The organism is Exiguobacterium sp. s22, assembly GCF_018617455.1.
In the GTDB taxonomy this organism is placed as follows: domain Bacteria; phylum Bacillota; class Bacilli; order Exiguobacteriales; family Exiguobacteriaceae; genus Exiguobacterium.
This window is the reverse complement of sequence record NZ_JACSKD010000005.1, coordinates 160,520-185,577: the sequence shown is the minus strand read 5'-3', so window position 1 is coordinate 185,577 and position 25,058 is coordinate 160,520. Positions and strand designations below refer to the sequence as shown.

Annotated in this window: 26 protein-coding genes; 17 read left to right on the top strand and 9 right to left on the bottom strand. The window is 47.0% G+C overall.

Annotated elements, in window-relative coordinates; translation table 11 throughout:
* The first annotated feature begins 36 nt into the window (after positions 1-36).
* Both KNO94_RS10460 and KNO94_RS10455 read left to right on the top strand, forming a co-directional pair.
* Entirely contained in the window at positions 37-231 is a 195-nt protein-coding gene (locus tag KNO94_RS10460) for a hypothetical protein (protein WP_214696348.1), read from the top strand.
* Between the two features lie 42 nt (positions 232-273).
* On the top strand, positions 274-1,416 hold the full coding sequence (locus KNO94_RS10455) for an MFS transporter (protein ID WP_214779454.1): 1,143 nt from the start codon (positions 274-276) through the stop codon (positions 1,414-1,416).
* Positions 1,417-1,454: 38 nt separating this feature from the next.
* On the opposite strand, the gene KNO94_RS10450 is transcribed toward KNO94_RS10455, so the two are convergent.
* On the bottom strand, positions 1,455-1,757 hold the full coding sequence (locus KNO94_RS10450) for a hypothetical protein (RefSeq protein ID WP_214779452.1): 303 nt from the start codon (positions 1,755-1,757) through the stop codon (positions 1,455-1,457).
* A gap of 132 nt (positions 1,758-1,889) precedes the next feature.
* Positions 1,890-2,834: a DMT family transporter gene (locus tag KNO94_RS10445; RefSeq protein ID WP_214779450.1), complete on the bottom strand. Its 945-nt coding sequence runs from the start codon at positions 2,832-2,834 to the stop codon at positions 1,890-1,892.
* A 199-nt stretch (positions 2,835-3,033) separates the two neighbouring features.
* Between KNO94_RS10445 and KNO94_RS10440 the strand changes: the two genes are divergently transcribed.
* The 4 genes from KNO94_RS10440 (at position 3,034) to KNO94_RS10425 (ending at position 7,501) form a co-directional block, all read left to right on the top strand.
* Positions 3,034-4,941, top strand: a complete 1,908-nt coding sequence (locus KNO94_RS10440) for a heavy metal translocating P-type ATPase (RefSeq protein WP_214779448.1) — start codon at positions 3,034-3,036, stop codon at positions 4,939-4,941.
* A 110-nt stretch (positions 4,942-5,051) separates the two neighbouring features.
* The gene (locus tag KNO94_RS10435; protein ID WP_214779446.1) at positions 5,052-5,978 is read left to right on the top strand and encodes a carbohydrate kinase family protein; all 927 of its coding nucleotides are present in this window, start codon (positions 5,052-5,054) and stop codon (positions 5,976-5,978) included.
* 31 nt (positions 5,979-6,009) lie between these two features.
* A complete protein-coding gene (locus KNO94_RS10430) occupies positions 6,010-6,483 on the top strand; it encodes an NUDIX domain-containing protein (protein WP_251125927.1) in 474 nt (157 codons plus the stop codon).
* A gap of 64 nt (positions 6,484-6,547) precedes the next feature.
* Positions 6,548-7,501, top strand: a complete 954-nt coding sequence (locus tag KNO94_RS10425) for a YihY/virulence factor BrkB family protein (protein WP_214779444.1) — start codon at positions 6,548-6,550, stop codon at positions 7,499-7,501.
* Positions 7,502-7,536: 35 nt separating this feature from the next.
* Here KNO94_RS10425 and KNO94_RS10420 read toward each other — a convergent pair whose 3' ends face one another.
* The gene (locus KNO94_RS10420) at positions 7,537-8,070 is read right to left on the bottom strand and encodes a beta-class carbonic anhydrase (RefSeq protein WP_251125943.1); all 534 of its coding nucleotides are present in this window, start codon (positions 8,068-8,070) and stop codon (positions 7,537-7,539) included.
* Positions 8,071-8,105: 35 nt separating this feature from the next.
* Positions 8,106-9,005: a 1,4-dihydroxy-2-naphthoate polyprenyltransferase gene (locus KNO94_RS10415; RefSeq protein WP_214779440.1), complete on the bottom strand. Its 900-nt coding sequence runs from the start codon at positions 9,003-9,005 to the stop codon at positions 8,106-8,108.
* A gap of 168 nt (positions 9,006-9,173) precedes the next feature.
* Between KNO94_RS10415 and KNO94_RS10410 the strand changes: the two genes are divergently transcribed.
* The 6 genes from KNO94_RS10410 to menC are packed head-to-tail and all read left to right on the top strand — an operon-like array spanning position 9,174 to position 16,284.
* Complete coding sequence (locus tag KNO94_RS10410; protein WP_214779438.1) at positions 9,174-10,562, top strand: isochorismate synthase; 1,389 nt, start codon at positions 9,174-9,176, stop codon at positions 10,560-10,562.
* Positions 10,555-12,204 carry a 2-succinyl-5-enolpyruvyl-6-hydroxy-3-cyclohexene-1-carboxylic-acid synthase gene (gene menD / locus KNO94_RS10405; protein ID WP_214779436.1) on the top strand — a complete coding sequence of 550 codons (1,650 nt, stop codon included), beginning with the start codon at positions 10,555-10,557 and terminating at the stop codon, positions 12,202-12,204. The genes KNO94_RS10410 and menD overlap by 8 nt, the downstream gene beginning before the upstream one ends.
* On the top strand, positions 12,201-12,980 hold the full coding sequence (locus KNO94_RS10400; protein WP_214779434.1) for an alpha/beta fold hydrolase: 780 nt from the start codon (positions 12,201-12,203) through the stop codon (positions 12,978-12,980). Before menD ends, KNO94_RS10400 begins: the two co-directional genes overlap by 4 nt.
* Before the next feature lies 1 nt (position 12,981).
* Entirely contained in the window at positions 12,982-13,806 is an 825-nt protein-coding gene (gene menB, locus KNO94_RS10395) for a 1,4-dihydroxy-2-naphthoyl-CoA synthase (protein WP_214696369.1), read from the top strand.
* A 52-nt stretch (positions 13,807-13,858) separates the two neighbouring features.
* On the top strand, positions 13,859-15,217 hold the full coding sequence (menE, locus tag KNO94_RS10390; RefSeq protein WP_214779432.1) for an o-succinylbenzoate--CoA ligase: 1,359 nt from the start codon (positions 13,859-13,861) through the stop codon (positions 15,215-15,217).
* Positions 15,214-16,284, top strand: a complete 1,071-nt coding sequence (gene menC, locus KNO94_RS10385) for an o-succinylbenzoate synthase (protein ID WP_214779430.1) — start codon at positions 15,214-15,216, stop codon at positions 16,282-16,284. The genes menE and menC overlap by 4 nt, the downstream gene beginning before the upstream one ends.
* A gap of 38 nt (positions 16,285-16,322) precedes the next feature.
* On the opposite strand, the gene map is transcribed toward menC, so the two are convergent.
* The 5 genes from map to KNO94_RS10360 all read right to left on the bottom strand — a co-directional run bounded on the left by map (position 16,323) and on the right by KNO94_RS10360 (position 21,216).
* Entirely contained in the window at positions 16,323-17,072 is a 750-nt protein-coding gene (map, locus tag KNO94_RS10380; RefSeq protein ID WP_214779428.1) for a type I methionyl aminopeptidase, read from the bottom strand.
* 14 nt (positions 17,073-17,086) lie between these two features.
* Positions 17,087-18,271, bottom strand: a complete 1,185-nt coding sequence (locus KNO94_RS10375) for an EAL-associated domain-containing protein (RefSeq protein ID WP_214779426.1) — start codon at positions 18,269-18,271, stop codon at positions 17,087-17,089.
* Between the two features lie 41 nt (positions 18,272-18,312).
* Positions 18,313-18,462 (bottom strand): hypothetical protein, encoded by a 150-nt coding sequence (locus KNO94_RS15275; RefSeq protein WP_251125926.1) that lies wholly within the window; start codon positions 18,460-18,462, stop codon positions 18,313-18,315.
* A gap of 202 nt (positions 18,463-18,664) precedes the next feature.
* Positions 18,665-20,194 carry a degradosome RNA helicase CshA gene (gene cshA, locus KNO94_RS10365; RefSeq protein ID WP_214779423.1) on the bottom strand — a complete coding sequence of 510 codons (1,530 nt, stop codon included), beginning with the start codon at positions 20,192-20,194 and terminating at the stop codon, positions 18,665-18,667.
* Positions 20,195-20,364: 170 nt separating this feature from the next.
* Positions 20,365-21,216, bottom strand: coding sequence for a CvfB family protein (locus tag KNO94_RS10360; RefSeq protein WP_214742841.1), 852 nt, complete (start codon positions 21,214-21,216; stop codon positions 20,365-20,367).
* A gap of 289 nt (positions 21,217-21,505) precedes the next feature.
* Between KNO94_RS10360 and KNO94_RS10355 the strand changes: the two genes are divergently transcribed.
* The 5 genes from KNO94_RS10355 to KNO94_RS10335 all read left to right on the top strand — a co-directional run bounded on the left by KNO94_RS10355 (position 21,506) and on the right by KNO94_RS10335 (position 25,052).
* Entirely contained in the window at positions 21,506-21,658 is a 153-nt protein-coding gene (locus KNO94_RS10355; RefSeq protein WP_214742840.1) for a hypothetical protein, read from the top strand.
* A 128-nt stretch (positions 21,659-21,786) separates the two neighbouring features.
* Positions 21,787-22,029: a hypothetical protein gene (locus KNO94_RS10350; RefSeq protein ID WP_214742839.1), complete on the top strand. Its 243-nt coding sequence runs from the start codon at positions 21,787-21,789 to the stop codon at positions 22,027-22,029.
* Positions 22,030-22,116: 87 nt separating this feature from the next.
* Positions 22,117-22,377 (top strand): hypothetical protein, encoded by a 261-nt coding sequence (locus KNO94_RS10345; protein ID WP_026826759.1) that lies wholly within the window; start codon positions 22,117-22,119, stop codon positions 22,375-22,377.
* A 78-nt stretch (positions 22,378-22,455) separates the two neighbouring features.
* Positions 22,456-23,157, top strand: a complete 702-nt coding sequence (locus tag KNO94_RS10340; RefSeq protein WP_214742838.1) for a lysophospholipid acyltransferase family protein — start codon at positions 22,456-22,458, stop codon at positions 23,155-23,157.
* On the top strand, positions 23,154-25,052 hold the full coding sequence (locus KNO94_RS10335) for an ABC-F family ATP-binding cassette domain-containing protein (RefSeq protein ID WP_214779421.1): 1,899 nt from the start codon (positions 23,154-23,156) through the stop codon (positions 25,050-25,052). Before KNO94_RS10340 ends, KNO94_RS10335 begins: the two co-directional genes overlap by 4 nt.
* Positions 25,053-25,058 lie beyond the last annotated feature (6 nt).

Here is a 25,058-nt window from a genome sequence, read left to right as displayed (position 1 = left end):
ATGTTCTATATATTAACTGAATCGAGGTGTGTATAGATGACAGCGATTTATGTATTCATGATCACAATCATGGCCATTATTATTTTTGGTGGTGTGCTTAGCATCTTATTGACAGCCGCATTCGTTTCAGACAAAGTAGAGCATGATGAAATGTTCAGTCAAGGCAGTTGGGATGATGAGTTGCTACATTTGAACCACTCTCCACAACCGATTGACGACACGAAAAGCTGAGAACCTTCTCGGCTTTTTACTTTGACTTCATGAGGTGAACCTATGCTCCGTTTTCGTTTTATGATTTTACTATTGATTGTCTTTATTTCCGGTTTGATTCAAGGTGCGCTCATCCCACTCTTATCCACGTTGATTGAACGGGATGGGGCCCCGGCCTGGGTGAACGGACTGAACGCGACGATGCTCTACATCGGCGTGATCGTATCCGCGCCTCTCTTGGAGCGCTTCGTCCGAAAATACGGATTCCGTCCGACCATCGTCCTCGGTATCGTCTTGACGGCTATTGCAACCTTCGCCTTACCAATTTGGCCGTCCTTACTCGTTTGGGCGATGATGCGGTTCTTCATCGGGTTTGGCGATTCTGCCTTACATTACGGCTCGCAAGTATGGGTCACGTCCGCTAGTGAGAAGCGCAGCCTCGGTCGAGCGATGGCGTATTATGGCATGTCGTTCAGTCTCGGTTTCGCCATCGGTCCATTGATTGCCCCGCTCGTCGACTTATGGTTCTGGCTACCCTTCTTAGTCATCGTCTTCTTCTGTCTCGCCTCGTTGATGCTCGTCTTTAAAGTTGAGAATGAGTTCCCTGAAGTCGAGAAAGTGAAGACGGATTCGAAAGGGCGGATTCGACTGATTCTTATCGGTGCTGGATATACGCTTCTCCCCGCCTTTACATATGGTTTTCTTGAAGCGAGTTTAAATGCCAATTTTCCTATTTTCACGTCTCGGAATGGGATGAGTTTGACAGAAACGAGTACACTCATCACGACGTTCATCGTCATGTCGATTGTCGTTCAGCTTCCGCTTGGTCGTCTCGCAGACTTATACGGTAAGAAACGGATCTTACAAATCGTGCTGACGTTCGGGACACTTGTGTTTGCCTTAGCCAATCTTGTAGTCGACCACTACGTCGGCCTACTCATTTTATTTGCGCTTGCCGGTGCCGGGCTAGGATCGACCTATTCACTTGGATTGGCCCACATGACAGAAGTGCTCCCCCGTTCGTTACTGCCAACGGGAAATATGCTGTACAGCATCTCGTTTAGCATCGGCTCAATCTCAGGTCCGATGATTGGCGCCTTTTGGTTGTCTTTACCGAAAGAAGTCTATTTCTTTATGTACGCCGTCATTCTCGGGATTCTGGCGCTTCGACTTTTCACGTCGACCGCCAAGCCGATCGACATATAAACAGAGGCAGATGGTTCCCATGAACCATCTGCCTCTGTTTATTCTACAACGCGTTCCATTTCTTCGTCGTTTAACTGTAAAGCTTGAATGAACACTTCGTCTAGCGCGAATGGCTCCGTGTCTAGTGAAGCGAGGACATCAGATTTTAGCGTCACCTCTACGACACGGTCATCGAACTGCCATCGCGTCTGAATATCGTCACCTTGTCTCGTGGCGCGGGTCGCCACTGGACCGTGACGTTCTTTTAAACTTTGACTCACGCACTTCATCACGTACTTCACGTACTCATCTTTCGGTTGACGCGAGATGAGAATGTTTCGGACGATTCGATTTCTAGTCATTGTTTTTCCTCCTCTCTTTAAATGATTGTGCACGCAAGTCTTTTCAAACGAAGACCGATTTTCGAACTTTAAAATTCAGAATTTTTAATATATTTTGGCATGGGATTTCATTTCCGTCAACACTGTCTCTTTTCAAATGTGATCGATTTGTTTTTTCGTACGGCGACCTTGGAAATACGTCGATAAATAAATCCCGACGATGACGAACCCAAGCCCGACAACCGCATTCCACGGAATCGTTTCACCGAGTAAAATCCCTGACAACATGACCCCAAATAAGGGAACTAAGAAGATATAGAGTGAGATTCGACTGACCGGATTGTATTTCATCAATGTGTTCCACAATGTAAATCCAATCGCTGATAACATCGCCAAGTAAAACAGAAATGCAATTGTCTGTCCGGTATATGGCATATCGATGCCATTTGGATCTAATAGATAGCCGATGACGAGTAGCCCGACAGAACCAATCACCATTGCCCAAGCTGTCATCGGGGCAACATCATATGTTCTTGAGTAATCCTTCGCAATTAAGTTCCCGAATGCCCCGGATACCATCGCCAAGATGAGTAAAATTTCACCTAAGCCGAATCCGACTTCCGACCCGATCGCCGGCCAGTTCGCGATCACGATCCCAGAAAACCCAAACGTCAGAGCAAACCCTTTCAAACGATTCAACTTATCGTCTTCATACCGGAAATGAGCGAGAGCCATTTGAAAGAATGATGTGGAACCGGCAATGATTGACCCTTGGACGCCGGTCGAAATAGAAAGTCCTATATAGAAGAACAAATATTGTAGGAACGTCAAAAATGAACCGAGATGCGCGTACGCTTTAAACTTTTCACGCGTCAATCGGACCGACCGTTTTAACACGGTCTGACTAATTAAAAGTAGCAATAGTCCGGCAAGTAAAAAGCGCTCTCCTGCGAATAACAACTGTTGTCCATATTCGTTCGACTGAATATCCAGTTTTTCATAGCTTAGTTTAATGAATGGGAAGGCACTCCCCCATAACAATGTATTAAAAATCGCTAAAAACGCCACTGTCCAAGGGCGTTGAAATATATTCTGCATGACACAAAAACTCCTTAATCTTTATATTTGTGAGTACCCGATGAGCATGTTAAAATAAATCTAGATAATAATTATTATAAATTAAAAAATCACATCAAACGTCGCAATCAAGCTTATTTTAAGCCGATTGAAGATGATAATCATCATCACTCATTATCATTTAATCGAGATTCATTATCAATTAGAAAGAAGGGATTTCATGAACGTCCAATCGGTCACACACGAAAAAAGCCACGTTTTCAAACGGGCTAGCTGGTACGAACATATCGAATTGATCATGGCGCTCATCAGCGGTGTATTGATTGTACTCGCTTATATCGCCGAAACACAAGGCGGAGCTTCTTGGATTTACGTCACGCTTTACTTATCTGCCTTTTTCATCGGCGGCTACGCCAAAGCGAAGGAAGGAATCACGGACACCATCGAAACGAAATCGCTTAATGTAGAACTTCTCATGATTATCGCTGCCATCGGTGCCGCATCCATCGGTTACTGGATGGAGGGTGCAATTCTCATCTTCATTTTCGCCCTATCCGGTGCCCTTGAAACGTATACGATGAATAAGAATGAACGAGCTCTCGAATCGCTAATGGAATTACAACCTGAACAAGCGACTCGTCTGACTGCTTCTGATGAACTTGAAGTGGTTCATATCAATGACCTAAAAGTCGGTGATCGAATCTATGTTCGTCCGGGCGAACGCATCCCTGTCGATGGACGAATCATAAAGGGAAGCGCTTCTATCGAAGAAGCAGCCATTACGGGAGAGTCCGTTCCTGTCGACCGCCAAGTCGGTGAGGACGTGTTCGGTTCAAGCGTCAACTTAAACGGTGTTTTGACAATTGAAGTGACAAAACTGGCAACCGAGACCCTGTTCCAAAAAATCATTCAAATGGTTCAACAAGCACAGGAAGAAAAGTCGCCATCTGCCCAGTTCATCGATCGCTATGAAGGACGGTATGTTCAAATCGTTCTCTTCTCTGTCGCAGCCATCATCTTGTTCGGACCATTTTTCACATCATGGTCTCTCGAAACGAGCATTTACCGGGGGATGATTCTTCTCGTCGTCGCTTCCCCTTGTGCTCTCGTCGCTGCCATCACGCCAGCTGCCCTGGCCGCCATCGCCTCTTCAGCAAAACACGGCATTCTCTTTAAAGGTGGCGCTCATATCGAGAATATGGGACGTCTAAAAGCCATTGCGTTTGACAAGACCGGCACACTTACAATCGGGAAACCAATTGTACAAGAAGCGATTATTTCATCTGATTTGCATGAAAACGACGTCAACCGAATCGTCAGTTTGATTGAAGAACACTCGATGCATCCGCTTGCTGAAGCTCTCGTATCGTATACCGGAAAACATACCGGGGAAATGACACACTTTAAAGACATCACAGGTTCTGGGATTGAAGCGACGATTGACGGTGTCACGTATCGCGTTGGGAAACAAAAATTTGCGGACCGAAGCGGAGATTTCTATAAAGAGGACGTTGAGCGTTTAAAAGAAGCGGGTCATACGCTCGTCTTCATCAGTGATGAAACACGTACAATCGGCGCTTACGCCTTGCGTGACACACTACGTCCCGAGGCAACGGTAGCGATTCAGCGATTGAATGACCTCGGCATTGCAACCATCATGATTACCGGAGACAATGAAGCGACCGCTCGCGCCATCGCGAACGAAGCCGGATTGACACGCTATATCGCTGAATGTTTGCCAGAAGAGAAGGTTTCGCAAATTAAGACGTTACGTGAAGAGTATGGGGCAATCGGGATGATTGGCGACGGAATCAATGATGCACCTGCGCTCGCAACCGCTGATGTCGGGATTGCTATGGGCGAAGGAACAGACGCCGCTCTCGAAACGGCAGATGTCGTCTTGATGAAAAACGATCTCGTTCGATTGAGTGACGCGATTCGTCAATCGCGGAAGTTGAATCGAATCGTCCTGCAAAACGTTGTCTTCGCCCTAGCTGTCATCCTTGTATTGATTGCGACGAACATTTTTGAACTACTCATCATGCCGTTTGCCGTTGTCGGTCACGAAGGTTCTACCATCCTTGTCATTTTAAACGGTCTCCGTCTCCTCACATCATCCTGGGAGTAATTCGACAAAATAGAATCGATGATTGAAACAATTTGTCGATTTCGTTATACTTGAAACAATGTGTCTACAGACTGAAACAGACGAAAGACTGACTAAAGGTGGTACAAGATATGAATACGATTGCAGTCATCGGCAAGGTGTTTGTCGATATTAAAGGAACGTCCTTCGCACCGCTCCATAAAGATGCGAAGAATGTAGGCGACATCACGTTTTCCAATGGTGGAACAGGTCGAAACGTTGCTCAGAACTTAGGCGTGCTCGGCAACGACGTCCGCTTCGTCTCAACCGTCACGAATGACCAAATCGGTGTCGGTGTCCTCGAAGAGTTGCGTTGTTTAAATGTAAACGTCGACGGCGTCGACATGCTCGAGGATAATGGTATGGGGATGTGGCTCGCTGTCATGGACAACAACGGCGACCTTCAAACGTCTATTTCGAAGCAACCGGACGAAGCACGAATGGAAGAAGCGATTTTACGTCAAATCGATACGGTCTTTGAAGAGAGCGATGCCGTTGCGATCGACTTAGACTTATCGGTCAACGTCTTGAACGAGACGATTGAGTTATGTCGTGAAATGGATTTACCGCTCTATGGTGTCTGTGGTCACCTATCTGTCATCGAACGAAACCGTCATTTACTTCAAGGTTTTACCGGATTTATCTGCAGTCGTGAAGAAGCGGAAATCTTATCCGACATGTCGATTGTCACCGTTGACGATGCGTTACGTGTCGCAGAAGTACTCGCCATGAAAGGCGCCCCCCTCACGATTGTCACGATGAGCGAGCTCGGCGCCGTATATGTCGACCTTCGAACGAACGAACAAGGTCATGTTCCGACAACGAAAGTGAAAGTCGCTGATTCAACTGGAGCTGGCGATTCTTTCTTCTCCGCTGTCATCTCTGAACTGATGAAAAAGCATTCAATCGAAGAGGCACTTCGCCTCGGCATGCGCGTCGCAGGAAAGGTCATCGCCTCACACGAAAATGGATTGACGCAAGATATGTATGAATCTTTAGAACAACCTACGCAAAAATGAGTTGAACGCATCGGCGAATCGTCGATGCGTTTTGTGCAAATTTACAGAAACGAAAGGAACGATTTCAGTGGTTCGAACGAAATTAAGAAGTGCAGTCATTTTAACGAATGATCAGGATGAAGTTGCTTTAATCCGGCGTGAAAAAGAAAATGTTTTATACTACGTCTTTCCGGGTGGTGGCGTGGAGTATGGACATACGACAGAAGAAACGGCGATTCGCGAAGCATTCGAAGAGCTTGGTGTTCACGTGGAACTAGAAGGTGTCGCTGCCCATGTTGCATTTAATAATGAGTTAAATCCTTACTATTGGGCGAAGATAACCGGTGGCGAATTCGGAACAGGTACGGGCGAAGAATTCCAAGAAGAGCAAACGAACGGTTCCTACACCCCGATGTGGATTAAACGGTCGGCTCTTCCCCATCTCCCGGTTCGCCCACCGTCACTCGCTGAAAAACTCGCCTCATCCGAGACACGATTTTACGATTTGACGTTGTCTGAAGATTAATCAGGTGTATCTTCACCCGAATTCGGGAAACGTTTTTTAACGACCGAGTCAGGAGGGTTTTATGATGGCAATGACGGAAGTAAAAGAAAAGAAGAATTGGCTCTCTTTCGCGAAGGAGTTATTCCGACGCTTTAAAGAGCATGATGTACAAGACTACGGGGCTACTCTCGCATTCTTTTGGTTTTTATCGATTTTCCCGGGAATCATTTTTATTTTGGCACTCTTATCTTTTTTTGAAATCTCACAAGAGTCCTTTCAAAATCAATTAAACGATTTAGCACCCGGGTCCGCCGCTTCCGAATTTTTAACCGGTATTTTCGAAGCGATTGGCGAACCACGTGGCGGTCTTTTGTCACTCGGTGCGATTTTGGCCATTTGGTCCGCCTCAAAAGGGGTTGACCGCCTGATCACGACTTCACTTCACGCCTACGGCGAAGACAATGAACGCAATTTTTTCGTGAAGAAGGGACTTGCCCTCGGATTGACGATTTTATTAGGGGTCGGGATGCTGTTACTCATTCTCTCAAACGTATTCGGGTCTCAAATTATCTCGTTCGTCACTGAATACTTACCCGTCAACATTACCGGGGCCGAAGAAATGATGATTAACGTATTCCGATATGTTCTGACAACCGTCGTCTTGATTTTGACACTTTCGATTTTTTATAAAGTATCTCCACAACAACACGTCTTTTGGAAAAGTACCATTCCTGGCGCTATTTTTGGCGTCATCGGATGGCAACTCGTCTCCCTCGGATTTAGTTTGTACGTCTCAAACTTCGGGAGCTATGATTCGACGTATGGGTCCCTTGGTGGAATTATCGTCACGTTGCTCTGGTTGCAACTCACCGGGATGATTATTCTCATCGGTTCTGAGATCAATGCAACGTGGATGCGTTTCTTCAAAACACCGAGTGAGCAAGAATACGAACGTGACTTTAAAAAGAACAAAAAGAAAGCGAAAGAACAAAAAGCAGAAGACAATTACGATGACATCCCGACGAATACGTATGGGTAATAAAAAAGGCGCGTTCGGCTGAACGCGCCCTTTTCTTATGCTTCTACCGGATCGAGACGACCCGTCGCTGGATCAATCACAAATCCATGAACGTTCGTCCCTGGTGGAAGCAACGGATGATTGTTGATCAAGTTGATGGAATGAACGACATTCTCTTCGACTGAATCAAACCCATGTAACCATTGTTCTAAATCCATTCCTGACGATTTCAACGTCTTCAATGTTTGTGAATCGATTCCTCGACGCTCCATCTCTTCAATGACTACAGATGGTTCGATTGCCGCCATCCCACAGTCATAATGTCCGACGACGACGACTTCCTCTGCACCTAATGCATAGAGCGCTACTAAAATCGAGCGCATCGCCGAACCGAATGGATGGGACAAGACAGCACCCGCATTTTTGATAATTTTAGCGTCTCCGTTCTTGAGTCCGAGCGCTTGAGGCAACAGTTCCGTCAAACGTGTATCCATACACGTTAAAATAACAATTTTTTTATCCGGAAATTTATCAGATACGAACGGCTCGTACTGTTTTTCCTCTACGAAACGTTTATTGAATTCAAGCATTTCTTTTACGACTGACACGTTAACGCCTCCCCTTTTTACAGTACAAATCTTGATACGATCAACCCAATGACCATCCACGCCCCGAACAACGTGTTCACTTTCGCCGTCATCGCCATAGCAGGCATCAATGCCGCCGGTTCAGCCTTTTTCCAAAACTGTTGAATGGCTCTTACCATGACCGGAACCGTGAAGAGTGACAATAGAACCCAAGGTGTGACTCCATAATACACGACGGCGACGATGATTCCGACTAGTGCAGCGATAAAGAATAAGGCAAGTACATATACCGCACGCCGATGCCCGACGAGACAAGCAATCGTTTTTCGACCATTCTCTTTATCGTTATCTAAATCACGAATGTTATTCGCAAGTAAGATCGCACCAATCAACAATGCCATCGGGAACGACACGAGTAACAACTCTGTTGTCACCGTTTTTATTTGAATATAGCCGGAAATCCCGATGATGACATAACCCATGAACAGTCCGGCGACCAGTTCCCCGAACGGTGTATAGGCAATCGGAAGCGGACCACCCGTGTACAAGTATCCGACAAGCATCGACAACGCTCCGACCCATAATAGATGCCAACTCGTAGAAGCTGCGATATAGAGTCCGAGTAATGCCGAGATGGCATACATGCTGAGGGCAATCGTCAACACTTGTTGAGGTGTGAATCCATCCCGAACGATAGAGCCACCGATTCCGATAGAACCTTCATGATCAAGTCCGCGCTTATAATCATAATACTCGTTAAATAAGTTCGTCGCGATTTGAATGAGGACAGACGCCACTAACATGGCGAGAAAGAGTCCCCACTTCAGTTCCGTTTGATCGAGGACGATGAATGTCCCGAGCAATACCGGAATAAAGCTAGCTGTCAGGGTATGCGGGCGAATCATTCGCCAATATGCACCCTTTGATTTCTGTTTCATTTCTTTCCCTCCCTACGTTAGTTTACGTCTCGATGAAAAAATCTGTCAACGTCAGTCCGTCATCTCGTATTCCTTACAATTTCTCGAGCATTTCATAGACAGGTGAGTCGGGAACTCGTGATACACTAAAGAGTGAGAATTCTATCGGATTGAGGAGGCTTTTCTTTTATGCCAGATACTCAAACACATATAAAACAACGAATCGAACAAGCCCATAAACGGGCGCGTGCTTGGCAGCGACCTGTCCTAGCAGCCTACACATGGGAGGTTTCGGCGTTCGATGCTTTCCAAATCATCCAGAACACCGATACGTCTCACTATTACTTCATGACACCGAACCGCACACTTGAGATGCTTGGTTGCGGGGATGCGCTCGTCTTGAGCGCTTCTGGACCTGAGCGTTTTCAGCGACTTCAGTACGATTGGAGTTTACATCGACGAGACGTCGATGCCAAAATCTATGCGTTTGCCGGATTTTCATTCGACACGTTTATGCGCCCACAAAAGAGCATGTGGGATGCCTTTGGGGAGGCCTCCCTCGTCGTCCCAAAATTTCTATATCGTCGTTACAAAGATCGTCATACGATGACCGTCGCCACCCTCGTTTCTTCAAAACAATCGGTCGAACAGTATTTAATCCAATTGGCCGATCAATTGGCTCAATTTAATCTGCTTCGCCCATCTGAAGAATCCACACCATCTTATTCGAAAGTAAAGGATGGAATCGATCATTATAAATCGAGTTTTCAACAAGCGAAACAATTGATTGAAGAAGAGCGAGTGGAAAAGCTAGTCATTGCCCGAGAAGAAATTTATCAACGCTCTGAAGGTGCCTTTCCGTTTGCTAAAAGTTTAAAACACTTAGCAGACCACCAGGAGTCGAGCTACATCTACTTATATCAACCGAAGCGGGACATCGGTTTCTTCGGAGCAACGCCTGAGCGATTGATTCAAAAAGAAGGTTTGCACCTCCACACCGCAGCAATCGCCGGCACAATCAAACGTCCAAAAACCGAAATTGAAGCCGACCTCGCGAAAGAGTACCTATTGAATGATGCCAAAAACCGAGAAGAGCATCAGATTGTCGTGAAAGATATTAAACAAGCATTGACACCGTACACGGCTCCGATTCAAACGAGCGATACCCCACAAATCCTTGCGAATCGCTCTGTGTTCCATCTGCATACACCAATTGAGGCGATACTTGAAACGAACGCCTCGCTGTTGTCATTGGCGGAAGCCTTACATCCGACGCCTGCACTCGGCGGGTCACCGAAGCGGACATCGGTCCGATTGCTTCGTGAAGTCGAGCGCTTCGACCGCGGATGGTACGGGTCTCCCTTTGGTTGGATTGACAATGAAGGGGATGGAGAATTTATCGTCGCCATCCGCTCCGCGCTCGTTCAACATCAGTTCGTTGCGCTTTATGCAGGAGGCGGCATCGTCAAAGACTCTGTCCTAGAACAAGAGCTCGAAGAAACAGAAATGAAAATGAGTCCAATCAAACAAGCACTGCAGTTTGATTCGCACGACCAAGGAGGCAGCCCACATGAATAAGATGTTGACCGAATGGGTGGCGTCTATGGTGAATCGACTAGTTGAATCCGGTGTGAAGGATGTCGTCATCAGCCCGGGTTCTCGTTCGACCCCGCTCGCTGTGGCAGCTTATCTACACCCTCATCTTCGTCATCACATCATCGTCGACGAACGTTCTGCCGCATTTTTCGCGCTCGGTCTGACACGTTCAACGGACACTGTCCGTCCTGTCGCACTCATTTGCACGAGCGGTACAGCCGCGACGAATTATTACTCGGCCGTGACGGAAGCGTATATTTCTCAGCTGCCGCTCATCGTTCTCACGACCGACCGACCGCATGAACTCCGAAATGTCGGGGCACCTCAGACAATCAATCAAGTTAGGTTATACGGCGAACAGGTAAAAATGAGCCTCGACCTCCCCGTGCCGGAAGAAGTGACGCTCTCATTCATGCAACAGACGGTCACCCGGTTCACAAGTGTTGCCATGCAGGCTCCGATGGGACCGGTTCATTTAAATGTCCCGTTCCGAGAACCATTGCTTCCAGACCTTGAATACTTAAAGCAAATTCTAAAAGGTGAACCAATTACACGAGAAAGACAGCGCGTTCGTCCGACACGTGCCGACCGTGATCTCTTTTCAGAACGGACACACCAAAAACAACTCGCTTTCGTCGTCGGGCCCTCTACACCATCAACATGGCAAGAAGGAATACACGCATTCGCGACAGAACATAACATTCCGATTTTCGCCGATCCACTTAGCGATATGCGGCGTTTTGATGATGTCTTGACGAACTATGACACGTGGCTCGCAAGTGAGCATCGTGCCGACTGGTTACCCGATGTATTCATCCGCTTCGGTGCCGCACCCGTTTCCAAGCGGTTCAATCAATGGATGTCTTCGGCTGACCAACTTGTGGTCGAAGAACCCGGTTCTTACCGTGATCCGAGTAGCCAAGCGACCATCTGTTATGGAGACGCGCTCGACTTTTTACCACTTATTGAATCAATTAATGCGCCACATTATATCGAACGACTACGTCTCTTCGAAGGTATTGCCGAGTCAGCAAAAGCTTCCCTTCAAGGAGAAGCGGAATTGACGAAACGATTACTTGATACGTCAATCGAACGACTTTTTGTCAGTAACAGTATGCCAATTCGCGATGTCGATACGACATTATCAGCCGGAAAACCAGTTCATGTCCTCGCCAATCGAGGCGCAAATGGGATTGACGGTGTGATATCGAGCGCGCTCGGCAGTTGTTATGACACGACCCAAGCCGCTCTACTTATTGGTGATTTGGCATTCTATCATGATAGCAATGCACTCCAACTATTGAAGCATCACCCAGGAAAATTTTCTGTCGTCATTTCGAATAACAATGGCGGAGGAATCTTCTCCTTTTTACCGCAGGCTTCAGTTGATGCTCAGCTATTCGAAGATTTGTTCGGGACACCACTCGATTTAAATATTCGTGGGTTTGCGGAGACGTACGGTTTGACCTATCGTTTGATTGAACGGCCCGATGACATTCAAACAGCAGTAGAAGATGGCATTCACTTGATTGAATTCCCATCAAATCGCGAGCAGAATGTCATCACACATCGAGAATGGACACAATCCGTTTGCGCTCGCCTCATCACGGAAAATGAAGCATGAATATCGACTTGAGAGGCGTCCGCTACGAGGTAACTGTTCAGGGAGAAGGCAAACCAGTGCTGTTCCTACACGGGTTCACGGGAACTAGTCACTGGATTGATTCGTTGCCTGCGATGCCGATCCGCTCCGTATCCCCTTCACTCCTTCAACATGGGTCAACGGAACATCCTACTGTCTGCCGTTCGACAATGAGTCAACAAGTGAAGGACCTTTCACGCCTACTCGATTTAGACGACCGTCCATGGACGGTCGTCGGGTATTCACTCGGTGGTCGGATCGCATTAACGCTCGCCGCATGCGACAAGCGCGTCGAACATGTCATCGGAATCAGTACGACACCCGGCCTCCGTTCTTCAAAAGAACGGTCAGCTCGCCGACGTCAAGACGAAGAACTCGCTCGCTTCATCGAAACCGAAGGACTCGTTGCTTTCGTCAAACGATGGGAGAACCTTCCGCTTTGGCGACAAACAGAAGAAATGAAGCATGCACTTCGAAAGACCCGTCTCGCACAAGACCCAACTGCTCTTGCGAACAGTTTGCGAGCTATCGGAACGGGTCATATGCCATCGCTATGGGGCGCCCTAGAGCATCTTCCTCGTACCGATTTGATTGTCGGAGCAGAAGATCATAAGTTCAACGCGATTGCGCGACACATGCAGGAAGAACGGACTGATCTTAAAATTTATGAAATTTCAAATGCGGGGCATGCTCCTCATATCGAGAATGCACCAGAGTTTGGTACAATAATAAAGAAATTGATTTTAGGAGGTATTTAAAATGGAATCAGTAGCGAACTGGACATCGGTCCGTACGTATGAAGACATTAAATATGAGACATGGAATGGGATTGCTAAAATCACCATCAACCGTCCAGAGGTACGCAACGCGTTCCGTCCGTTGACGGTCAATGAATTGATTGACGCATTCGCACGCGCACGTGACGACAAAGAAGTCGGCGTCATCATCTTGACGGGTGAAGGCGAAAAGGCATTCTGTTCAGGTGGAGACCAAAAAGTTCGTGGGCATGGCGGATACGTCGGGGAAGATGAAATCCCGCGCTTGAACGTCCTCGACCTTCAGCGCCTCATTCGCGTCATTCCAAAACCGGTCATCGCCATGGTCGCTGGTTTCGCAATCGGCGGAGGGCATGTCCTTCACGTCGTATGTGACTTAACGATTGCAGCGGACAACGCTCGCTTCGGACAAACAGGTCCTAAAGTCGGTTCGTTCGATGCAGGATACGGTTCTGGTTACTTAGCACGCATCATCGGTCATAAGAAAGCTCGTGAAATCTGGTACCTCTGCCGCCAGTACGATGCGCAAGAAGCACTCGAAATGGGACTCGTCAACACCGTCGTCCCTCTCGATCAACTCGAAGCAGAAACAGTCAAGTGGTGCCAAGAAATCTTACAACACTCACCGACTGCACTTCGCTTCTTGAAAGCAGCGATGAACGCAGATACAGACGGTCTTGCTGGCCTTCAGCAACTCGCTGGAGATGCAACGCTTCTCTACTACACAACGGATGAAGCGAAAGAAGGACGCGATGCGTTCAAAGAAAAACGTGACCCTGACTTCGGTCAATTCCCACGTTTCCCTTAATTTTGTTGAGAGAGTAGCGATTCCGCTACTCTTTTTTTGGAGGTTACACATTATGTATGAATGGATTCATCAACATCCGGCATCACAGATTGCACTCGTAACAAGCGAGGAAAGACTGACGTGGAAAGCGTTACGTACCGAGTGCTTGCAACTTGCCCAATACATCCATGAACAGGCACCCACTGCCGAGAGAATCGGCATCTTCGCTCAAAACAGCAAAGACAACGTCATCGCCGTCCATGCGGTGCACCTGCTCGGTAAAGTACTCGTTCCGCTGAACACACGATTGACCTTAGAGGAAGTACGCACTCAGTTAAACACAGCAAGAGTCGATTTGCTTCTCGTCGATGACGAGATTGATTTGCCGCTCACACAACTTTTAGTGACACGTCGGGCGCGTTCAGGTTTCACTGTGACACATGAGTGGAAAGAAAATGACACGATGTCTCTCATGTTCACGTCCGGTACGACGGGGCGGGCCAAAGCTGTGCAACAGACGTATGGCAATCATCTTGCTAGCGCACGCGCTGCCGAGTCACATCTAGACTATCATGCATCTGACCGTATGTTAGTGGTGACTCCCCTATTTCACATGAGCGGACTGTCACAAGTATATCGGAGTGCCATCATCGGTTCGACACTTTACGTAGAACCACGATTTGATGTCAATCGGACGCTTGACTTGATTCGGACGGAAGGAATCACACAACTGTCCCTCGTCTCCATCATGCTGCAACGACTACTCGATGCAGGACTAGCGCGATATCATCTTCGTACATTGCTCGTCGGTGGTGGTCCCGTCCCTCGTCCGTTACTAGAAGAAGCGGAACGACGACAGTTACCTGTTGCGCAAACATACGGTATGACTGAAACGTGCTCTCAAGTCGCCACGCTACTTCCGAACGAAGCACTCTCACATATCGGCTCGAGTGGTCGCCCTATTCCGCCGACAGTGATTCGCATCAATCAAGACGGTGAGATTGAAGTGAAAGGCCCGACGGTGACGAAGGGGTACTTCGAACAGCCTGAATCAGACACTTGGACGCACGATGGTTATTGGCAGACGGGTGACCTCGGAACGATGCAGGATGGTTATCTCTATGTACACGACCGGCGAAGTGATCTCATTATTTCAGGTGGCGAAAATGTATACCCCGCTGAAATTGAAGCCGCCATGTTACGTTGTGCCGGTGTTCAAGATGTCGGGATCACGAAACAAGCGCATCCGACTTGGGGAGAAGTGCCCGTCGCTTTCGTCGTCGGTTCTTATGACCCGACCGAGATGCAGGAAATTCTCGACTCCCAGTTGGCCAAATACAAGCATCCGATTGCCATTCACCGTGTACCGAACCTACCACGAAATGCGAACGGAAAATTAATGCGTCATCGCTTAAAGGAGCTATTGTCATGATTAAACGTGCCGAACTTTCTATTGTCCCATTGAAATTCAAACACCCAATCGTGACAGCACATGCCGTCTTGTCTGTCAGACGTACCATCATCCTCCGTCTCGAGACAGTAGATGGTGCAGTTGGATATGGTGAAGGTGTCGCATTCGAGACTCCTTGGTATACCGAAGAAACGACCCAATCCATGATTGACACATCTAAACTGATTCTTAATCTATTAAAAGGAATGACCGTGACGACTGATCTCTTCCCAAAACTCGTCTCTTCCATCATCGGTCAACGGATGGCAAAAGCGATGTGGGAAAGTGCTTTATGGGAGATTGAGGCGGCACGTGCCAACGAGTCATTGAAAACGTATCTGAAAGCAGGTGATTCAGTTTCTTGCGGGCGAACAATTGGAATCGGTTTACTAAATCAAACGATGAAATCCATTGAGTCGGCCTTAGAAGAGGGATTTGAACGAATCAAGTTAAAGGCATCTCCCCATGAACTATTACCTGCACTCCGAGAAATTCGTACCGTCTTCCCAGACGCACCACTTATGATTGATTTGAATGGGAGTGCCTCCGAGCAACCGATTGAATGGTTCCAGCAAATCGATGCCCATCAATTATTGATGATTGAACAACCGTACCCGAGCCGACAATTCGTCAAGTCAGCGACTCTCCAACAAAAACTGAATACGCCAATTTGTCTCGATGAGTCGATCACGTCCTATGATGATGTGGAAACGATGACGCAACTAGGTGCAGGCAAAATCGTGAATATCAAACCTGCACGAGTCGGCGGATTGCGTGAGGCGTTAAATATCCGAGAATATGGAATTCCCTACTGGGTCGGCGGAATGTATGAATCAGGTATCGGAAGATATCATACGCTCTTATTCGCATCACTAAGTGGTGCACATTTCCCTGCGGATATGTCAGGCACGAGCGCTTATTTTGAACAAGATTTACTCGATACACCGCTTGAAGTCGAGAACGGGAAATTGTTGCTACCAGATTCGGTACAACCAGATTGGAATCCGATTGAACAACTACGCGAAGAAATGATTACATTACAAACATAAAAGAAGGTGCGGTTCAGAAGAACCACACCTTCTTTACGTTAACGGAATGAGCCCGTTAATACTTCATACCCGTCTTCTGTGACAACGACTGTATGCTCGAACTGCGAAACAAGACTCTTGTTCGGTGTGAAAAGCGTCCAACCATCCTCTTCCGATTGATAGACGATTTCATCCTTTGTCGAGATGAACGTCTCGACAGCAATCACTTGTCCAGCTTTTAAGAGTTGATTTTCTTCGCGACTATAATAGTTCGAAATCATTTCCGGCTCCCCGTGCAATGTCCGACCGAGACCATGTCCGGCCAAGTTACGGATGACCGTGAATCCATTCTTTCTCGCGTCAGCGTAAATCGCCTTCCCAATCTGATTGACTTTCACGCCCGCCTTGACCTTGCTGAGTCCAGCTTCGAGTGACGTCAAGGACACCTCTACTAAGCGCTCGTGCTGAGGCGACTTCGCCGCCCCTGCAATGACGGTGCGACCTGTATCGGCATAATAGCCATTCTTCACAGCGGAGACGTCCACGTTGACGATATCGCCTTCTTGAATGACTTCATCTCCCGGAATACCGTGGGCAGCGACGTCATTCAGTGAGATACACGTATATCCCGGAAATTCGTACATCGTGATCGGCGCAGAAGCCGCACCTTCTTCTTCTAAAATGCGTTGTCCAATTGCATCCAACTCTTTTGTCGTCATACCCGGTTTGACAGCTTTCGCCATCTCATCACGAGCAAGCGCGACGATTCGTCCGATTTCGCGTAGTGCATCGTAATCATAATCTAACATCATCATTCTCCCTTTCAATCTAATAATCGATTCTGATATAAGTATTCTTCAGATATATCTGCGAATAAGAACATGCCGTCCGGTAACGGATAACTGAAGGTTCTCGTCACTTCGTTCGAACTGAAATCACGATAGTCTCCCGATAAATAACCACGCCCCCGTACATCCATCGCCGCCATCGTCTGAATGAAATACGGTCGGAAACTCCAGTTATAGCCTCGATACGTATTATCGACACGCCACTCTCCATTCACGCAGTAAACGTTCGCACTCGTCTGGAAACCTGTCTTATCCGTTAAATAATAACGAACAAACACCTCTTCCAATTTTGGGGCGATGAATTGAATCCACTCATCTTTCTTGTCTCTCGACCATTTTCCAGATTGAACGAGTTCTCCGATTCGGCGGTGTAACTCAAATTCAAGCTCGTACAAGCGATTCAATCGTTTCTGATCATGTAAAAAGAAGGAGGGAACTTCTTGTGCCAATACACCCATTCCTTTGATTTCTCGTTGTGGAAGCGCATCTTCTAATCCGAGTAGCCCCCCCATGTAATAGCGACCACCGTGCTGCCACGCGTAACGAAGCTGTCCAACATGGTCGATGGATTTGTAAAGAAGCGGTGCACCGAGCTTTGAAGCGATATATTCCATCGTCTGAAGCATATTCGGATAGGTGACCGATAACGTCTTTTTCTCAATCATTGTACCAAGGTCGACGAGTAACAATTCTGGCGCAAGTGTCATGATGTCTTCGATGCTCGTCGATTCCGCAAAGTCTAACGCAATCTTCAATCCATACGACCGATAGTACTGAATGACACGCGACAGACGAGAGACATCAACTAAATCCGTTCCTTGGAGTGTCACGTATATGCGATGTAACGGAAAATTGAGTTCGCGAAGCGGTGCTAAAAACGCTTCTCCTCCTTCTTCAAGAATCCACTCTGCCCGGCATCTAAACGTGACAAAAGATTTAGCGTCACGAAGTTGTTCAGCCGCTAACTGTTCCATTCGCTGAGCGATGTCTAATTGATACTCGAGGGGAACGTCATCATCATAAAAAAATGGTGTCAACGATTCACCACGAAAGCGTCCGTGTACCATATATCCTTCCACTTGAAACGTCGCCGCTCCAAGGATTGGTTCATACGTCACCATCACTTCTTCAGGATGGACCATCACTTCTACCGCATCCATAACTCCATCACCTCTTCGTTAAATACGAAAACGAGCTACATTCAGCTCGTTCGCGTGTGTACATACATATAGGCACCGAAACAAGCAATAAAATAGGCGATACTCACCACGCCATATGCAATGCCCATCTTTCCGCCTACTCCAATGGCTAACACTAAGAAAATCATCGCTCCAAATAACAATGTTGCCACGGGGATATAACGAAAGTTAGGACGATTCGTCCTTGAGACAATTGGTTTCAATGCGATTACACAACCAAGTAGCACAAGGAGACCGAAACTTAATTCCACCATCCGTTGACACCTCATCCTTCCATCTCTACTCAACTAGTGTAGCACGACACTATAAAAAAAGCCGCAAATCCACTTAAGGAAATGCGGCATTTCATGATGATTAGTCACGTGGACGACGTGGACCACGGTCATCCGAGCGACGACGATCGTCACCACGGTATGATCCTTTACGGTCTCCGCTACGTCCATCACGACGTTCGCCACCGCGTCCACCACGACGGTCGCCACCACGGCCACCGCCACCACCGCGACGGTCGTTACGGCCACGGTATCCACCGCGATCGCCACCACGGCCACCTTGGCGTTTCACACGAACTGGTTCAGCGTATGAGATTTCAACAGGTGTTGAATCTGGCTCTTTTGTCAATCCGCGAAGGGCAGCAGCGAGGATTTCGACTGCTTCGTACTCTTCAAGAAGTTCTGTCGCAAGTTGCGTGTAAGCTTTGAAGTCGCCCGCTTGAACGCGTTCGATCAACTCTTCAGCTGCTTGCTTTTGGTTTCCTTCAAGTACTTCCGCGATTGTCGGTACGTGACGACGGTTCATGCGTTTGTTCGTTACACGTTCAATTGCCTTCACTTGTCCAAATTCACGTGGCGTGATGAACGTGAGGGCTGTACCCGTCTTACCAGCACGACCTGTACGACCGATACGGTGTACGTAGCTCTCTGGGTCTTGTGGTACATCGAAGTTGTAAACGTGTGTGACACCTGAAATATCAAGTCCACGTGCCGCAACGTCTGTCGCTACCAAGATATCGATTGTTCCGTTTTTGAAACGACGAATAACTTGGTCACGTTTCGATTGCGTCAAGTCTCCGTGAAGACCGTCTGCAGTGTATCCGCGTTTGATGAGTGCTTCTGTCACTTCGTCTACACGTTTCTTCGTACGAGCGAAGATGATGCTGAGTTCTGGTGAGTCGATGTCGATCAAACGGCAAAGCGTATCGAATTTTTGACCTTCTCGCAATTCGATGAACTGTTGGTTGATGTTCTCAACCGTCATTTCTTTCGCTTTCACTTTGATGATTGTCGGCGACTTCATGAAGCGCTCAGCAATCTTTTTAATTTGTGGTGGCATCGTTGCCGAGAAGAGAAGCGTTTGGCGCTCTTCAGGAAGACCTGCCAAAATCGTTTCGATATCTTCAACAAAGCCCATGTTGAGCATTTCATCCGCTTCATCCAAGATGACAGTTTGAATGTCATCGAGTTTGATCGTCTTACGCTTCATGTGGTCCATGAGACGTCCTGGTGTCGCTACGACGATTTGCGGGTTCTTTTTCAAACCACGGATCTGACGGTCGATTTGTTGACCACCGTATACAGGAAGTGCGTAAACGCGCTTCGCTTCTCCGATTTTGTTTAATTCTTCTGCAACTTGAATCGCAAGTTCACGTGTCGGTGCAAGAACGAGTGCTTGGACTTGACGCGCCTTTGAATCGATTCGCTCAATTGTCGGAATACCGAAAGCTGCTGTTTTCCCTGTACCTGTTTGTGCTTGTCCTAATACGTCCACTCCCGTGAGTGCGACAGGAATTGTCTCAGCTTGGATCGGTGTAGCTTCCTCGAAGCCCATTTTGTGTACACCTTTTACTAACGCTTCACTTAATTGTAAATCTTGGAATTTTGTCAAATTATATTCTCCTTTGTTCATACAAAAAACGTCTGAGTTCAGTTTGACAGATCTACAGACGTTTTCTCAATGTTTCCTCATAGTCAACTTTATTAACTATAACGTATTTATTCCTAAAATGAAAGAAATACATTTTCAAACTTTTTCATGTCACCCGAACATGAGTTATCTTATTTCAATTTGTAGCCGTTGTCGAGTTTTTCAACTTGCTTTTCTTTTAACAGTTTTCCGAGCGCCCGTTTAAACGCCGCTTTACTCATCCCGAACTCACGGTCGATGACGTCAGGGGCTGTCTTGTCACCGTACGGCATCTGGCCACCACGTTCCTCAATATAAGAGAGGACGCTCGCTGCATCACCATCAATCGCCTCATACGCTCGAGGCTTCATGGAAACGAGTACCGTACCATCTTGTTTGACCTGCGTCACGCGAACAGTTAATTGTTCTCCAAGACGTGGCCAACGCGTCATTTCTGCTTCATGTAAGAAACCGAGTGACTCTCCTTCAACCCATACGTTGACGCCCACTTCGCGTTTATTAACGACGATGGCCTGGACATCTTGGTTGTTCCATTCTTCTTTCGAAGGACGTGCCAACAAGTTCAAAAATGCATATGGGGCAGGGTCTCCGAGTAAACGACCTTTTTGGTCATACTTTAATCGAATGCATAATTGATCGCCTGTTTGTGGCCAATACGACCGGTTCTCCGGTAAATCATCCATGGAAACGAGAACGTCCTTTTGAATTCCGATATTCACAAAGACCCCAGTGTTGTACCGGACTCCTGTCACCTCAAACCATTCATACTCATCAAATGAAACGTTCGGAATCGTCATCGTTGAAGCGAGACGCCCTTCTGAATCATGGTATAGGAAGACACGAACCGTTTGACCGATTGTCACTTCTTCCGTTTGTTCTTTACGGTGAAGGAGCACCTCTTCGCGGCCGTTACTAATGAATACTCCAAAATCAGCAGAACGTTCCGCGACTAAATCTACTACTTCTCCTGCGCGCAATGCCATTACATCCACATCCTTTTCTAAGCTATTACTGTCAGTATACCTATCTACACACGTTCCTAATCATATCATGTTCTCTTTCAACATTTTGAATAGATGTGTCTAAAATGTGAACGTATTTTAAAACCGTCAACGCTAAGATTATTGATTGAACGGATTCGATTTGTTAAAATTTTGTGACAATTTTGTGAACGCCTTTTTTTCTGCTAGTATCCTTTTTTTGAAAACGTTATTATATAGGAAGTGTCCAGTACAAATAAGGTTTCATTTAAGATCGATCGGGGGATATTAAATGTTTGACATACAGTCTCGTTCATTTGCAAAACGATTTACAAAAGGCTTACTTGTTGCCTTCTTCGCGTTGCTCGCATCGCTTAGCTTTATTTTCTCAAGCGGCGTGGATACGAATGTATCATCATCTTCAACTTATGTAACTCAAGATTAAGCGCCATTCAGCCAGCTGAAGGCGTTTTTTCTATGCACGATCTAACAGGAATTTCCTACAAAAGGTCGAATACGATTAAAAGACCTTGCCTTTTTCTTTCCTACCTTCTAAGAAAAGGAGACTCCGCTATGATTTTTTATTTTCTTACGACGATTTTATCTACTGTAGGACTAGCTTTCCTGTTTCAAACTGACATGTACAAAGATCCGATTGGAACATTCCTCTTTGCCGTCCTCATCGCAATGGGTCTATCTTCTTTCAAACAACTCTTTATGCAGGCGAACGAGTTCTTTGTAGAAAGACGGAATCAGAAACGAATCAAACGAGTGGTAGACAGGATGCACTCCACGACACGAAAACGCTCTACATAACGCTCGTCTTCCCTCGCGACATTTGGTATCCTATGAAGGAACAGACAACGTACAATGGATTTATAATCGCAGGAGGCACACAATCGTATGAATGAAATTCCGTTATCGAATGAATGGCTGCTTCGTTACTCACCTGTTATGGAGCTTTGGCTGAAGGAAGATGGAATCTTACTTGTCGATGATGACAATCGCATCCGTCTCACCCTTGAAATCGGAAATGACCAGGCTATGCAAATTAAAAGTATTGAACAAGATGGCGCTTATTTCGTCGTCGATCCTGTGAACAAACGGATTACGTTCGAGCTAGAGGAAGAGGAAGAAGAGAGCGATTCTCGCTTTTGGGAATAAGGATTCATGCCGAAGGGTCGGATTCTCGTCTAGAGAAGAAGACTCTTTCTTGTTGTCATCATGAGAGGAGAGAAAAGAATGATTCGAACAGTTGTATGGTTTTTCTCATTTTTTGCAGTACTACCGATCACTGTCCCATTTTTACAGAAAGCGAAACAAATTGAGATACCGAAACGTTATCGATATGTACAAGACATCGCTTATAAATGGGCGAAATTCTTATTGAAAGTCGCGGGTGCCGATGTTCGCGTTCATGGACAAGAACAGATTCCCGACGAACCGGTCGTCTACGTGTCGAACCATCAAGGGAACTTCGATGTCCCGATCATGTTGACGGCTACGAAACGACCGAAAGCCTTTATCTCAAAAATTGAAGTTCAAAAATTCCCGATCATCCCACGTTGGATGGAATTGATGGGATGTATCTTTATCGACCGGAGTGACCGTCGTCAATCGATTCAAGCCATCCGTTCCGGTGTCGAAACGATTCAATCCGGTCAATCGATGATTGTCTTCCCAGAAGGCACACGCTCAAAAGGTGGACCGATGAAAGAATTTAAAGCTGGAAGTTTGACGCTCGCTACGTCAAGTGGTGCAAAAATCGTTCCGGTCGCGATTCAAGGAAGCTACAAATTATTAGAAGCCAAAAATCGAATCACCCCCGCAACGGTCGATGTCACCTTCTTACCTGCGATTGATCCGGCTGATTTGCCGAACAAAGAAATTGCAGCGACAGTTGAAGCGGCCATTCGTCAACAGCTTGAAGGAGAGAACGCATGAGTTTATTAATGATTGAAGGCATTCATAAAGAGTTTGCCGACAAAGTCTTATTTGATGATGTGACGATGACCATCCACCCTGGAGACCGTATCGGAATTATCGGGGTGAACGGTTCTGGGAAATCGACGTTCATGAAAATCATCGCCGGTACCGAGACGGCAGACCGAGGCACCATGCAACACCCGAACGATTATCGGATTCGTTATCTGACGCAAAGTGTTCAATTCGATGAAGGACAGACGATCCTTGACGCTTTGTTCACGAGTGATACTCCGTCCGTTCAAGCATTGAAACAATTTGAACGCGCCCGGCAGGCACTCGAAGCCGAGCCGACGAGTGAACAGTTACTCGAACGCTTCATGAAGGCTCAACAGGCTGTCGATGCCGCAGATGCTTGGGAAACAGAAGCTAAACTGAAATCGATTCTGAACCGTCTCGGTCTTCCTGACGTATCGGTCGATGTAAACTCCCTTTCCGGAGGACAGCAAAAACGGGTGGCACTCGCCGCCGCGCTACTTGACGAAGCGAATTTACTTCTTTTAGACGAGCCGACGAACGAACTCGATGCCGATACGATTGCGTGGCTCGAGACGATGCTTGCCGATTATCGGGGAGCAATCCTTCTCATCACCCATGACCGCTACTTCCTGAATCGTGTCACCAATCACATTTTAGAGATTGCGGATGGAACGAGTTACTTCTATAACGGAAACTATGAACTCTTTCTCGAGAAGCGTGCCGAGCGCAAAGCGCGGGCCCAATCGATGGAACAGAAACGACAAAATATTTTACGTCGTGAACTCGCCTGGTTACGTCGCGGCGCCAAAGCCCGGACAACGAAACAAAAGGCACGCATTCAACGTGTCGAAGACTTGAAGCACCAAGAGAGCTTAGCGGAAGACGAGACGCTCGACGTCTCGGTCGGCTCACGTCGCCTCGGTAAAAAGGTCATCGAAGTGGAAGACTTGTCTTTCGGATACGACGACTCTCTCCTGATTCAGCAGTTCAATTGGATATTCGGTCGCCGTGAACGCTACGGGATCGTCGGACCAAACGGGAGTGGGAAATCGACACTGATGAACTTACTTGCGAAACGCCTAGAACCGACAAGCGGTACGATCGTGCACGGAGAAACTGTTCATTTAGGCTATTACGGACAACAAGTCGAATTTGAAGACGAGTCACGACGGGTCATCGATGAGATCGAACGCATCGCCAAAGTCATCCATACGCCAGATGGCGAGGTCATCACGGCCGGTCAAATGCTCGAACGTTTCCTTTTCTCACCGGACGCGCAATACAAACCGATTGCGAAGTTATCGGGTGGTGAAAAACGACGTCTTGTCCTCCTTCGGATTCTCATGGATGAACCGAACGTCTTATTCCTTGACGAGCCGACGAACGATTTGGACACAGAAACATTATCTGTTTTAGAAGACTATTTAGAATCGTTCCCAGGTACAGTCATCGCCGTCAGTCACGACCGCTATTTCTTAGACCGTGTCGCTGGGCAGTTGATTGCCTTTGAAGATGGGACAATCCAGGTATATCATGCAGAATACAGCGATTATCTGGACATGCGCCAAGAAGAGGTCCGTCAAGTAAAGAAAGAAAAAGAACCAAAAGAGAAAAAAGAACGAGTGAAGTCGGAAGTCGTGAAATTCACCTTCAAAGAACAGAAAGAATGGGACACGATCGAAGAAGACATCGCCGCGCTTGAAGAACAGATTGAAGCGCAAGAGGCGACACTCGCGACAGCGGGAAGCGACCTTGGTAAAGTCAATGAATTGTACGCAACAATCGCCGAACTGAAAGAAACACTCGATGCGAAAATGGAACGTTGGACGTACCTTTCTGAAATCGATGAACAAATGCAAGCACAGAAAAAAGGCTGACCTCCA

What these genes read in the sequence shown, in the direction of transcription:
- KNO94_RS10460 (WP_214696348.1), top strand. Translation starts at nt 37, where the DNA reads ATGACAGCGATTTATGTATTCATGATCACAATCATGGCCATTATTATT.
- KNO94_RS10455 (WP_214779454.1), top strand. Translation starts at nt 274, where the DNA reads ATGCTCCGTTTTCGTTTTATGATTTTACTATTGATTGTCTTTATTTCC.
- KNO94_RS10450 (WP_214779452.1), bottom strand. Translation starts at nt 1,757, where the DNA reads ATGACTAGAAATCGAATCGTCCGAAACATTCTCATCTCGCGTCAACCG.
- KNO94_RS10445 (WP_214779450.1), bottom strand. Translation starts at nt 2,834, where the DNA reads ATGCAGAATATATTTCAACGCCCTTGGACAGTGGCGTTTTTAGCGATT.
- KNO94_RS10440 (WP_214779448.1), top strand. Translation starts at nt 3,034, where the DNA reads ATGAACGTCCAATCGGTCACACACGAAAAAAGCCACGTTTTCAAACGG.
- KNO94_RS10435 (WP_214779446.1), top strand. Translation starts at nt 5,052, where the DNA reads ATGAATACGATTGCAGTCATCGGCAAGGTGTTTGTCGATATTAAAGGA.
- KNO94_RS10425 (WP_214779444.1), top strand. Translation starts at nt 6,548, where the DNA reads ATGGCAATGACGGAAGTAAAAGAAAAGAAGAATTGGCTCTCTTTCGCG.
- KNO94_RS10420 (WP_251125943.1), bottom strand. Translation starts at nt 8,070, where the DNA reads ATGCTTGAATTCAATAAACGTTTCGTAGAGGAAAAACAGTACGAGCCG.
- KNO94_RS10415 (WP_214779440.1), bottom strand. Translation starts at nt 9,005, where the DNA reads ATGAAACAGAAATCAAAGGGTGCATATTGGCGAATGATTCGCCCGCAT.
- KNO94_RS10410 (WP_214779438.1), top strand. Translation starts at nt 9,174, where the DNA reads ATGCCAGATACTCAAACACATATAAAACAACGAATCGAACAAGCCCAT.
- menD (WP_214779436.1), top strand. Translation starts at nt 10,555, where the DNA reads ATGAATAAGATGTTGACCGAATGGGTGGCGTCTATGGTGAATCGACTA.
- KNO94_RS10400 (WP_214779434.1), top strand. Translation starts at nt 12,201, where the DNA reads ATGAATATCGACTTGAGAGGCGTCCGCTACGAGGTAACTGTTCAGGGA.
- menB (WP_214696369.1), top strand. Translation starts at nt 12,982, where the DNA reads ATGGAATCAGTAGCGAACTGGACATCGGTCCGTACGTATGAAGACATT.
- menE (WP_214779432.1), top strand. Translation starts at nt 13,859, where the DNA reads ATGTATGAATGGATTCATCAACATCCGGCATCACAGATTGCACTCGTA.
- menC (WP_214779430.1), top strand. Translation starts at nt 15,214, where the DNA reads ATGATTAAACGTGCCGAACTTTCTATTGTCCCATTGAAATTCAAACAC.
- map (WP_214779428.1), bottom strand. Translation starts at nt 17,072, where the DNA reads ATGTTAGATTATGATTACGATGCACTACGCGAAATCGGACGAATCGTC.
- KNO94_RS10375 (WP_214779426.1), bottom strand. Translation starts at nt 18,271, where the DNA reads ATGGATGCGGTAGAAGTGATGGTCCATCCTGAAGAAGTGATGGTGACG.
- KNO94_RS10360 (WP_214742841.1), bottom strand. Translation starts at nt 21,216, where the DNA reads ATGGCATTGCGCGCAGGAGAAGTAGTAGATTTAGTCGCGGAACGTTCT.
- KNO94_RS10355 (WP_214742840.1), top strand. Translation starts at nt 21,506, where the DNA reads ATGTTTGACATACAGTCTCGTTCATTTGCAAAACGATTTACAAAAGGC.
- KNO94_RS10350 (WP_214742839.1), top strand. Translation starts at nt 21,787, where the DNA reads ATGATTTTTTATTTTCTTACGACGATTTTATCTACTGTAGGACTAGCT.
- KNO94_RS10345 (WP_026826759.1), top strand. Translation starts at nt 22,117, where the DNA reads ATGAATGAAATTCCGTTATCGAATGAATGGCTGCTTCGTTACTCACCT.
- KNO94_RS10340 (WP_214742838.1), top strand. Translation starts at nt 22,456, where the DNA reads ATGATTCGAACAGTTGTATGGTTTTTCTCATTTTTTGCAGTACTACCG.
- KNO94_RS10335 (WP_214779421.1), top strand. Translation starts at nt 23,154, where the DNA reads ATGAGTTTATTAATGATTGAAGGCATTCATAAAGAGTTTGCCGACAAA.